Annotated in this window: 8 protein-coding genes; 3 read left to right on the top strand and 5 right to left on the bottom strand. The window is 62.3% G+C overall.

Features of this window, described 5'->3' with window-relative positions; all coding sequences use genetic code 11:
* Window positions 1-230: 230 nt before the first annotated feature.
* Entirely contained in the window at window positions 231-2,018 is a 1,788-nt protein-coding gene (locus ACYVDE_RS07610; protein WP_460500887.1) for a glycoside hydrolase family 15 protein, read from the top strand.
* 115 nt (window positions 2,019-2,133) lie between these two features.
* Here the strand turns inward: ACYVDE_RS07610 and ACYVDE_RS07605 are convergent, their stop codons facing one another.
* Complete coding sequence (locus ACYVDE_RS07605; RefSeq protein WP_460500886.1) at window positions 2,134-4,314, bottom strand: bifunctional alpha,alpha-trehalose-phosphate synthase (UDP-forming)/trehalose-phosphatase; 2,181 nt, start codon at window positions 4,312-4,314, stop codon at window positions 2,134-2,136.
* Between the two features lie 407 nt (window positions 4,315-4,721).
* On the opposite strand from ACYVDE_RS07605, the gene ACYVDE_RS07600 reads away from it, so the two are divergent.
* Complete coding sequence (locus ACYVDE_RS07600; protein WP_460500885.1) at window positions 4,722-6,128, top strand: chloride channel protein; 1,407 nt, start codon at window positions 4,722-4,724, stop codon at window positions 6,126-6,128.
* Here the strand turns inward: ACYVDE_RS07600 and ACYVDE_RS07595 are convergent.
* Window positions 6,125-7,108, bottom strand: a complete 984-nt coding sequence (locus ACYVDE_RS07595) for a fasciclin domain-containing protein (RefSeq protein WP_460500884.1) — start codon at window positions 7,106-7,108, stop codon at window positions 6,125-6,127. The two genes, ACYVDE_RS07600 and ACYVDE_RS07595, sit on opposite strands and share 4 nt — an antisense overlap.
* Before the next feature lie 216 nt (window positions 7,109-7,324).
* Between ACYVDE_RS07595 and ACYVDE_RS07590 the strand changes: the two genes are divergently transcribed.
* Window positions 7,325-8,230, top strand: a complete 906-nt coding sequence (locus tag ACYVDE_RS07590) for a hypothetical protein (RefSeq protein WP_460500883.1) — start codon at window positions 7,325-7,327, stop codon at window positions 8,228-8,230.
* A 101-nt stretch (window positions 8,231-8,331) separates the two neighbouring features.
* Here ACYVDE_RS07590 and ACYVDE_RS07585 read toward each other — a convergent pair whose 3' ends face one another.
* The 3 genes from ACYVDE_RS07585 to ACYVDE_RS07575 all read right to left on the bottom strand — a co-directional run.
* Window positions 8,332-9,054, bottom strand: a complete 723-nt coding sequence (locus ACYVDE_RS07585) for a pirin family protein (RefSeq protein WP_460500882.1) — start codon at window positions 9,052-9,054, stop codon at window positions 8,332-8,334.
* Between the two features lie 206 nt (window positions 9,055-9,260).
* Window positions 9,261-10,091 carry a helix-turn-helix domain-containing protein gene (locus ACYVDE_RS07580; RefSeq protein ID WP_460500881.1) on the bottom strand — a complete coding sequence of 277 codons (831 nt, stop codon included), beginning with the start codon at window positions 10,089-10,091 and terminating at the stop codon, window positions 9,261-9,263.
* A gap of 116 nt (window positions 10,092-10,207) precedes the next feature.
* On the bottom strand, window positions 10,208-10,527 hold a 320-nt coding region (locus ACYVDE_RS07575; RefSeq protein ID WP_460500880.1), incomplete at its 5' end, for a hypothetical protein.

The following is a 10,527-nucleotide window of genomic DNA, read 5'->3' as shown; positions in this document are numbered from 1 at the left end:
TGCCAGCCGCCGAGCAGGCCCGCCTGCGCCAGTGGCTGCAAGTGCGGGCCGGCGGACGCCAGCCGGTACAGCTGCTGGTAGAGGTTGCCAAACCAGGCAAATAGCCGGAATAAGCCAGTAATACCGGCGCCGTTGCGAGCAGCTTAGGCATCGGCCCAGGCAACCCGGCCGTGCCAAACGGGGTACCCCTAGGTACCGGACTGCATCCGGCGAACCTAATTCCCGTGCAGATGACGAAACATACCTATGACCTCGGCCTGATTGGCAACTGCGCCTTTCTGGGCCTTATTGGCACCGATACCGCCGTGCGCTGGCTCTGCTGGCCGCGCTTCGACAGCAGCTTTGTGTTTGGCAGCCTGCTCGATGACGACAAGGGCGGCGAGTACAGCATTCGGCCCGCCACGCCCGGCACCGAGCCCGGCCGCCAGTATTACCAGGACAACACCAACGTGCTGTGCACGGAAATCGAAACCGCCGACGGCCGCTACCGCGTGACGGACTTTGCGCCCCGTTTTCCGCAGTACGACCGGTACTACAAGCCGCTGATGTTTATCCGGAAAGTGGAGCCGCTGCGGGGGGCGCCGCGGGTGCGGGTGGTGTGCCGGCCCATGGGCAACTACGGCGAGCTGGCCCTCACGCGCCGCCGCAGCTCCAACCACATTGCCTTTCTGGGTCTGGAAGAGGAAATCCGCCTCACCACCAACATCCCGCTCACCTACGTGCTCGATGAGGACGACTTCGTGCTGAACGAAACCAAGTACCTCGTGCTCACCTACGGCGCGCCGCTGGAGGCCCCGCTCGAAAGCACCGCTGAGCGGTTTTTGCTGGCCACGGCCGCCTACTGGCGCGGCTGGGTGAAGAGCACCAGCATCGGCAGCTTCCACCAGGCGCAGGTTATTCGCTCGGCCCTGGCCCTGAAGCTACACCAGTACGAAGACACCGGCGCCGTGATTGCGGCCACCACCACCAGCCTGCCCGAAGCGCCCGGCAGCACCCGCAACTGGGACTACCGCTTCTGCTGGATGCGCGACACTTACTACATCCTCACGGCCTTCAACAACATCGGCCACTTCGAGGAGCTGGAGCGGTACTTCCACTTCATCGCCAACATCAGCACCCAGGTGTCGGACAAGATGCAGCCGCTCTACGGCATTGGCGGGGCGTCGAAGCTGACCGAAACAGAGCTGCCGCTGGCCGGCTACCTCGGCAACCAGCCCGTGCGCATCGGCAACGATGCTTACACCCACATCCAGAACGACGTGTACGGGCAGGTGCTGGTGGCGCTGCTGCCGCTGTACGTGGATAGCCGCTTCCGCGACCCCGAGCGCGTGGCCCCGCTGGGCCTAGTCGAAGAGTGCCTGCGCCTCATCGAAGCCACTATGGACCAGCCCGACGCCGGCCTGTGGGAGTTTCGCCACATCGCCCAGAAGCACTGCTACACCTACCTGTTCCACTGGGCCGGCAGCCACGCCGCCCGACAGGTGGCCCGCAGCATCGGCGACGCCGAGCTGGAAGCCCGCGCCACTCGCCTGCTCCATCAGGCCCAGGCGCACATCGAAGAATGCTTCGATGCTGAGCGCGGCGCCTACACCAACGCCATCGGCTCGGAGCACCTCGACGCCAGTACCATTCAGCTCATCACCATGGGCTACCTCGACCCGGCCTCGGAGCGCGCCAAGCACCATTTGGTGGAGCTGGAAAAAGAGCTGAAAACGCCCGAGGGCCTCTTCTACCGCTACCGCCACCCCGACGACTTCGGCACGCCCGAAACCACGTTTCTTATCTGCTCCTTCTGGTACGTGGAGGCGCTGGCCTGCGTCGGCCGCCTCGATGAAGCCATTCACGAATTCGAGCACCTCATCGGCTACGCCAACCACCTGGGCCTGCTGAGCGAGGACGTAGACGCTAAAACCGGCTCGCAGTGGGGCAACTTCCCGCAGGCCTACAGCCACGTCGGCCTCGTGAATGCCGCCTACCGCATCGCCCAGCGGCTCGATAAACCGAGCTTCGTGGGGTAAAACCTGTCATCCTGAAGCAGTGAAGGACCTTACCACGTTAGAAGTTCTAACGTGGTAAGGTCCTTCACTGCTTCAGGATGACAGTACGGTGGACTATCTACTCAACTCGCTTTACTCACGCAATCAACTGGCGCAGCAGACGGCGTACTTCGGTAGGCGACTGCAGGTGGAAGCGGGCGGCCGAGTGCTGGGCCGAACCCACGCGGATAGTGTAGGCTTCCGGCGGCAGGGCGCGGAAGGTGTCCTCGTCGGTGCGGTCATCGCCCAAGGCCAGGATGAAACCGGGTGTGTACTGGCTTAGCCAGCGCACGGCGGCCGTACCCTTGTTGATGCCGGCATTCTTGATTTCGAGCACTTTATTTCCCTCCAGCACCTGCAAATCGGTGTTGGCCGTGATGAAGCTGAGGTGGCTGAGCAGCTCGCGGGCGCGCACGGGACCCAGCTCGGCATCGGCGCGGCGGTAGTGCCAGACAAGCGAGTAGTCCTTCTCCTCGATGAAGGAGCCGGCGGTGCGGGCCACGTACACCTCCAGCACCGGGCGCAGTTCGCGCTTCCAGTCGTTGCGCAGGGGCTGGAAGAGCTGCCAGTCGTCGGCCTCGGCGGCTCGTAGCCACACGCCGTGCTCGGCAATGAAGTGCAGCGGCAGGTGGCCCAGCCACTGCTGCAGGGTGGTGCGGTCGCGGCCCGAAATGACAACCACGTGATTCTGCGGGTTCTCGGCAAGGGCGCGTAGCAGGTGCAGCAGCTCGGCATCGGGGGCGGCGCGGGTGGGGTCGGGGTGGAAGGGCACGAGCGTACCATCGTAGTCGAGCAGCAGCAGGCGCTGCCCGGCGGCGCGGTAGTCGGCCAGCAGGGCAGCGGTGGCGGGCTCGTCGAGGGTGGCGGTGGCCAGGGTTTCCTGCTTCATCTTGGTATAGGCCAGTTGGTTCATGAAAATTTTCGTCCAAGCAAACACGTTGTAGCGCTTCACCAGCGCCTGCATGGCCCGCATGCGGCGGGTTTGTTCCTCCTCGGGCATCACCAAGGCATCGTGCAGGGCTTCAGTGAGCTGGCGCGTGTCGGTAGGGTTAATGATGAGAGCGTCGGACAACTCGCGCGCGGCCCCGGCCCGCTCGCTCAGCACGAGCACGCCGCGCTGGTCGAGGCGGCTGGCCACGTACTCTTTCGCTACCAGGTTCATGCCGTCGCGTAGCGGCGTCACCAGTCCTACATCGGCCATCGAATACAGCGCCGCCAGCTCGGGCAACGGAAACGAGCGGTAGAAGTAGTGCACCGGGCTCCAGCTAATGGTGCGGTACTGCGCATTGATGCGGCCTACCAGCTCGTCCACTTCCTCTTTCAGCGACGCATATTGCGCCACTTGGTCGCGCGAGGGCACCACCACCATAATCAAACTCACCTGCCCGCGCCACTCGGGGTAGCGCTCGAGCAGCTGGTTGAAGGCCCGCAGGCGCTGCGGAATGCCTTTGGTATAGTCGAGCCGGTCGATACTGAGGATGATGCGCGTGTCCTGCAGGGCCTCGCGGTAGGCCGCCACGTGGCACCGCGCCTCTTCCGAGGCGGCGGCAGTAGCGTAGCGCGTGTAGTCGATGCCCATCGGAAACGCATCGACGCGCACCGTGTGGCTGGGCGTTTCAATCTGCCCGTTCTGGTTGGGCAGGCCCAGCTGCTGCGACACCGCGCTGAGGAAGTGTCGCATGTAGCCAAACGTGTGGAAGCCCAGCAAATCGGCCCCCAGCATGCCACGCAGCAGCTCGGTACGCCAGGGTAGCACCCGAATCAGCTCGTAGCTCGGGAACGGGATGTGCAGGAAGAAGCCAATGGTAGCCTGGGGCCGCGCCTGGCGCAACAGTTCGGGCAACAGCAGCAACTGGTAGTCGTGCACCCAAATGATGTCGTCGGGCCCAGCGTGGGCCAGCACGGCCGCGCAGAACTTCTCGTTCACGGCCACGTAGGCGGCCCAGTGTTCGTCGAGATAAGTGGCGAACTCGGTGAAGTAGTGGAACGTGGGCCAGAGCGTGGAATTGCTGAAACCCTCGTAATAGTCCCGGATTTCATCTTCGGTGAGGAAAACCGGGGCCATGTTGTCGGCCCGCAGCTGCTCGGTGATGTGGGCCTCTTCGGCTTCGTCGGTTACAAACAGCCCCGGCCAGCCCAGCCACAGGTTGTCGCCTTCGCGGTAGATGGAGCCCAGGCCCGTGGCCAGTCCGCCCTCGCTGGGCTGAAAGCTGAGGCCTTCGTCAGTGCGCAGGACTTTGGTGGGTAGGCGGTTGGAAACAATAATGGTTTTTGACATAAGCAGGTTGGCTTGCGAAACCGAGCGCGCAGAAAGCAGGCAAAAAAATTGAATGTGGCGCCGAGCTTCGGCACCAGTTGTCGGTTGTTACTCCAGCCCCAACGGAGGCTGGCCAGCGGGTTCAAACAAGGCCGCCGTACCAATAAATACGTACGCTACACGGAAAGTGTCGAATAATTGCCCGGCAGACCGGCTACCACTCGCCGCCCCATCGGGGGCTAAGTCACAGGATAAACTGCCGTAAGCCACGTCCTACGCTGCAGCTTAACGCCCTGCGACAGAATCTGCAACACTGGTGCGGCGAGGCACTTATGCCCGCTGCCGGCTGCCACATTCACGCTATCGCCACCCAACGGCCCCCACCTTTGCAGCCACACGCTGCGCCGCTCCTCCCGAAACCTCCCCGCATGCCCGATTCTCCATCCATCTACACCCGCTTGCTTGCCTGGCTCGACCAGCACATCATCCAGCCGCTCTACACCGACCGCGTGCGGCGGCTGATTCTGCAGAGTTTTCCGTTCTGGGTGGCGTCCATTCTCACCGGCGTGGTAGCCGTGGGCTACGAAAAGGTGTTTGGCTGGGCCGAGCAGGCCAGTTTTGTCTGGCTCACGCGCACGCCCTGGCTGGCGTTTGTGCTCACGCCGCTGGCGTTTGGGATTTCGTGGTTGCTGGTGCGGCAGTGGGCCCCGGCGGCGCGGGGCAGCGGTATTCCGCAGGTGATGGCCGGCATCGAGCTCTCAAGCCCCAGCCAGCATCACCGCACGGCCTACCTGCTTAGCCTGCGGGTAGCCTTCGTGAAGATACTGAGCAGCGTAGTGCTGTTGCTGGGCGGCGGCGTCATCGGTCGCGAAGGACCTACCATTCAGATTTCAGCGGCCATTTTCCGGGCCATCAACCGGCTACAGCCCGCCGGCTGGCCGCAGCTCTCGCGCCAGATTGCCCTCGTCACGGGTGGCGCGGCCGGCCTGGCGGCAGCTTTCAACACCCCGCTGGGCGGTATCGTGTTCGTGGTAGAGGAATTGACGCAGATGCACATGGCCCGGTTTCGCATGGCGGTGTTCACGGCCGTTATCATTGCCGGCCTCACGGCCCAGACATTCCTCGGGCCTTATCTCTACCTCGGCTTTCCGAAGATTGTGCCGGCCGCGGGGCGCGTGCAGGTGCTTGTGCTGGTGGTAGCGCTGGCGTGCGGCTTGGCCGGAGCGGCGTTCGCCAAAAGCCTGCTATGGCTGGGGCGCTACCGGCAGCGCTTCACCACACTGGCGGCGCAGGCGGGCTGGGTGCTGGGCTGCGGCCTGCTGCTGGGTGGCCTGGCCTACCTGGTGGGCACTGAGGGCGTGGGCACCGGCAAGCCCATCATCAACCGCCTGCTGTTTCAAAACGCCGGCGATACACCGTGGTACCTGTTTCCGGTGCGCTTCGCGGGCATGGCGCTCAGCTACAGCAGCGGCGGGGCGGGCGGCGTATTCGCCACCTCGCTCAGCGCCGGGGCCATTCTGGGCGACGGCATCTGCCAAATATTCGACGTGGCCGTGGCCGACCGCAACCTGCTTATTCTGGTGAGCATGGTGAGCTTCCTGACCGGGGTGGTGCGCTCGCCGTTCACGGCCGCCATTCTGGTGCTTGAGATGACCGACCGACACTCGGCCATTTTTCAGCTCCTCATCAGCGGCCTGCTGGCTCAGGGCGTGGCCGCACTCATCGACCCGCACTCGCTCTACGAACACCTCAAGGCCGGCTTCGTGCGCGAAGCCGGCGTGGTGGAGCGGGCGGCTTTGCCCCCATCCCCGGTCCAGGATTTAAACCACAGCTAGGGCAGCAGCACGCGGTCGACGACGTGCACAACACCATTGGTGCACTGCACGTCGGGAATGACCATGTTGGCCGGCGCGGTATTGCCCGCGCCCTGCACGGTTAGCACGCTGTTGGCGAAGGCACCCAGAGCTAGGGGGCGCCCGCCAAACGCCGTGACGGAGCTGCTGGCCGGCAGCTCGGGCGTGAACTTGTTGCCCAGGTTACCGGCCAGTACGTGGTTGGCCAGAATACCAGTGAGCGTGTTCACGTCCATTTTATTGATGGCATCGATGCTGGGAATACCAGCATCGCGGAAAGCTTGGTCGGTGGGTGCAAACACGGTGTAGGGGCCCGGCTGCGAGAGCAGGCCCTGCAGGTTGCAGCGCAGCACGGCCGCCACCAGAAACGTCAGCTCCGGCTTCACAAACACCTTGGCCGTGCTCAGCGCCACGGCTGACTCCACCACGTTGCCGCCCGTCGCAATCATCACCTTATCAATGGGATGAACCAACCCATTCGTGGCCTTCACGTCGGTGGCCAGAATCTTGGAGCCATTCACGTACTTGCTGCCATCGGCGCGGGTGATGATGCGCCGCGTGGGCCCCAGCAGCGACGGCGAGGTGCTGCCTGCCGCCAGCGCGCTGCCCGCCAGCGAGCCGCTGTACACGTGGTAAAGCAGCGTTTTAGTCAGAAAATCGGGCTGCAAGGCGGTCAGGTCGACGGCTTCGCGAATACCGAGGCGGTTGAAAGCCCCATTGTTGGGCGCAAACACCGTGTAGTTGCCCTGCGGGTCGTTGGGGTTTTTGTTGCCGAGCGTAACGGCCACGCCTCCGCGAATGGCCGCGTCTTCGAGCAGCTGAAAGTCGGGGTTGGTTACGGCGATATTGGTGATGGATGGTTCGACGTCACTTTTTTTCGAGCAGCCGCTCAGTAGCAGCATGCTGAGCGCCAGCGCAGCCGCCTTCATGCCAGTAATTTTAAAGAGGGTAAAATTTTTCATCGGGTTAAAACGGTGTTTCATCGGGATAATCCAGTTATTGAGCCCAGGAGCAACCTTATAAACGTGATTTTTAGGCCACTGGATTGCGCTAAGCTAAATCCGGTTTTGCCGACATTCGCGTAGATGCTGCACTTCTGACCAAACTGAAGTGGGCCAAACCGTCCTTTTGACGTCCTTCAACGCTCCAGTTATTGCCCTGCTCCTATCCTCCGTTTTATGCAAAAATCAACTACGCTTTTAGTAAGCACACTCCTCGCCATTGGGCTGGCAGCCCCCAGCCGCGCGCAAACCCTCGTTAGCGGCTTCATGGCCGGCAAAGGCCACGGCTCGGTGGTCGTATCGGGCACGGCTGAGCAGTATACCAGTGCCTACCTGGCCCCCGATAAAGTGAGCGGCGTACCCGTTTTTCAGAAAGTGAATGTCAATTCGCTCAACTTGTTCGGCACGTACGGCCTGACCGAAAAGATTGATGCTATTGTGAGCCTGCCCTACATTCAGTCGAAAGGCCAGGCGTTTGGCCCCACCATCGACGACCTCAACGCGCTATATCCGGCTCAGGGCTTCACGAATTCCCGGCAGGGTTTCCAGGACCTCACCGCGGCCCTGAAATTCAAGTCGTTTTCGCGCGAGATTGGCAGCAGCATCCTCGACCTGCTGGGCGTGCTGAGCGTGAGCACGCCCGTGAGCAACTACCAGACGAACACCGGTCTGGGCTACATCATCGCCATTGGCAACCGTGCCACCAAAACTACCGCCCTCGGCGTGGTCCACCTCAAAACGGTTTCCGGCGTTTTTGCTACCGGGCAGGTAGGCTACAGCCTGCGCACCGGCGATGTACCCCACGCGCTTGTGGGCGAGGCCAAGCTGGGCTATGCCGGCCCCAAAAACTACTTCGAAGGCTACGCCTCGTTCCAGGAATCGAACGGCGGCACCGACATCACCGAGCCGGGCTTCGACGGCACCTTCACCGCTACCCGGGTCAATTACATCCGCATCGGCGCCAGCGGCTACCGCCCCATCACCAACGGTTTCGGCCTCACGCTGGGCCTCAGCACCTACGTGGCTGGCCGCAACATCGGCAAGTCGACGGGTGCCTCGGCCGGTATTACCTACAACTTCTAGCTCAATCAGCCACAAGCCGTAAGCTCCAGGCGGCAAGCTCTCTGCCCGAATAATCGGACGAGGAGCTTGCCGCCTGGAGCTTACGGCTTGTAGCTCAAACCTTAATAATTGGCTTCCGACGACGGCAGGTCAATCAGAATAAACTGCGCATCGGTGGCGGCACGAATTTGCACCACGTCGTCGTCGGTCATGCGGGCCTGGTCGTTGGGGCCAAGCTCGGTGCCGTTCACGAAAATGGTGCCCTCCTTCACATAAATGAAAGTGAGGCGGATGGGAAAGGTCTTAAATTCGATTTCCTTCTCCGCGCTCAGGTTCGACCAGTATACGGTGCTGTTCGAGTTCATGTACACCACGTCTTCGAGCACTTTCTGGCCCGTTACCAGCGGCACCAGCTCGTTTTTATTGCCGCTCAGAAAGCCGATGTCCTTCTGCTCGTAGCTGGGCGCCAAGCCGCGCTGGCCGGGCAGAAACCACAGCTGGTAAAGGTGCAGGGGCTTATCCTGGCGGTTGAATTCGGAGTGGGCCAGGCCGGTGCCAGCCGTCATGCGCTGCACTTCGCCGGCTTTGATGGTCGTTTTGTTGCCCATCGTGTCTTGGTGCGTTATTTCGCCATCGAGCACCAGCGTCACAATTTCCATCTCGGAGTGCGGGTGCTGTGGGAAACCCGACTGCGCAGCCACACTGTCGTCGTTGAAGACGCGCAACGGGCCGAAATGCATATTATTTCGGTCGAAATAGTCGGCAAACGAAAACAAAAAGTAGCTGCTCAGCCAAGCGGCGGGAGCCGCGTGGTGGCGGTCGGCGGAGGATATATATTTGAGCATCAGAAAGGTGCTAGTGGATGGAGAACGAACGCGGGCGGGCGCGCGGCGCACTCCATACGCAGACGCGCGCCCGGGGTTGGCCCGGAAGTGTAATACAATAAGCCCCGCCGGTTGGTACGGCGGGGCTTATCTGAAGTGTGAAAGGAAGAACTGTGGAGCATTCTACCGTTCCGGGGGCCGAATTAGAAATTCGGGGTACTCCGGCTCTAGGCTTTTTTGAGCAGGGCCACCTGCTGCTGCAGGTCGAGCACGAGGCTGGCCACGCGCTCGAGTGAAAGCTCGGCAATGGGGAACGTGCTGCTGATGTAGCTCTTGGCTTCCCAGATTTCGAGCACTTCGTCGGCCTGCACGTCGTAGGGCGAAAAATGCGGGTTGTCGGAGTGCAGCACGAACATGGCACCCGAGCGCAGCTTGTTGTACACGCGCTTGAATACAATGCCGTCGCGCGAGCTCACCACGATGCACGGCGTGCCGTCCTTGATGGTCGTCCAGTCTTCTACGTAGCGGCCCACGATGACGGTACCGCTGGCAATGGGCAGCATGGAGTCGCCAGCAATTTCGAAGGCCCGGTACGTGCCCGTATTCGAGAGCATGGGCAGGCGGAACTTGGGCAGCACCTCCAGGTATTCGCGGTCGGCGTAGCCGTTGAGGTAGCCGGCGGCAGCTTTCTGGGGCACCAGCTCGATGTTCTCGTTCTGGTCTTTGTCGACGGTGAAGGCCAGCACACGCAGCTTGCCGCCAGCGGCGGGCGTGGGCGGCTCGGGCTGGTCGTCGGCATCGGCGGTCGCGCTGGCGTCGGGCTGGGGCAGCGAGCCAATTATCTTGGCGTTTTTCTTCTTGCTGAAGTCGGTGGTAACGAGTTGGTCGAGCGTGATGCCGAACAGGCGGGCCATGTTCACCAGCGTGGCAATGCGGGGCTCGGCGCGGCCTTCTTCGTAGGCCCCCACCAGCGAGCGTTTGATGCCCAGCTTTTCGGCCATCTGGGCCTGGGTGAGGGCGAGCTCGCGCCGGCAGAATTTCAGGTTCGTATTAATCATGGGGAGGGGCAGCCGCCGGAATGGCGTAGGATGCTAACGCGAATTCGGCTGGTGAAGTTAGCAACGCAGCCGCGAAGTTACTAATTCACTTAGCTAATAATTTTCTGCCCACCACTTTAGCGTTTAGCGACTTGTTTTTCAACCCACCATTCGTCGTTCTGCCAGAAGTCGCGCCAGCCCACGCGGGCGTAGCGCGGGTTCACGTAGGCGCCCCGTTCGCCCATTTCGAAATGGGTGAGTACCTGACGCGTTACGGCGACGCCCTGCTTCCACACGGTGGGTACGGGGTCGCCGGCGGGGCCGTCGCGCCACGCACCGTCGAAAAGCAGGCCACCGTTGCGCGTGAGCGGGTTATGGGTGTACTCGGCCAAGGCGGCGCGGCCGCTGCTGCCCACCTGAAAATCGAGCGCCAGTTGCCCATCGAAGCGCCCGCCCA

This window comes from Hymenobacter agri (genome assembly GCF_054778495.1).
The sequence above is the reverse complement of the archived record's forward strand: the minus strand, read 5'-3'. Positions and strand labels throughout refer to the sequence as shown.

What these genes read in the sequence shown, in the direction of transcription:
- ACYVDE_RS07610 (WP_460500887.1), top strand. Translation starts at nt 231, where the DNA reads ATGACGAAACATACCTATGACCTCGGCCTGATTGGCAACTGCGCCTTT.
- ACYVDE_RS07605 (WP_460500886.1), bottom strand. Translation starts at nt 4,314, where the DNA reads ATGTCAAAAACCATTATTGTTTCCAACCGCCTACCCACCAAAGTCCTG.
- ACYVDE_RS07600 (WP_460500885.1), top strand. Translation starts at nt 4,722, where the DNA reads ATGCCCGATTCTCCATCCATCTACACCCGCTTGCTTGCCTGGCTCGAC.
- ACYVDE_RS07595 (WP_460500884.1), bottom strand. Translation starts at nt 7,108, where the DNA reads ATGAAAAATTTTACCCTCTTTAAAATTACTGGCATGAAGGCGGCTGCG.
- ACYVDE_RS07590 (WP_460500883.1), top strand. Translation starts at nt 7,325, where the DNA reads ATGCAAAAATCAACTACGCTTTTAGTAAGCACACTCCTCGCCATTGGG.
- ACYVDE_RS07585 (WP_460500882.1), bottom strand. Translation starts at nt 9,054, where the DNA reads ATGCTCAAATATATATCCTCCGCCGACCGCCACCACGCGGCTCCCGCC.
- ACYVDE_RS07580 (WP_460500881.1), bottom strand. Translation starts at nt 10,091, where the DNA reads ATGATTAATACGAACCTGAAATTCTGCCGGCGCGAGCTCGCCCTCACC.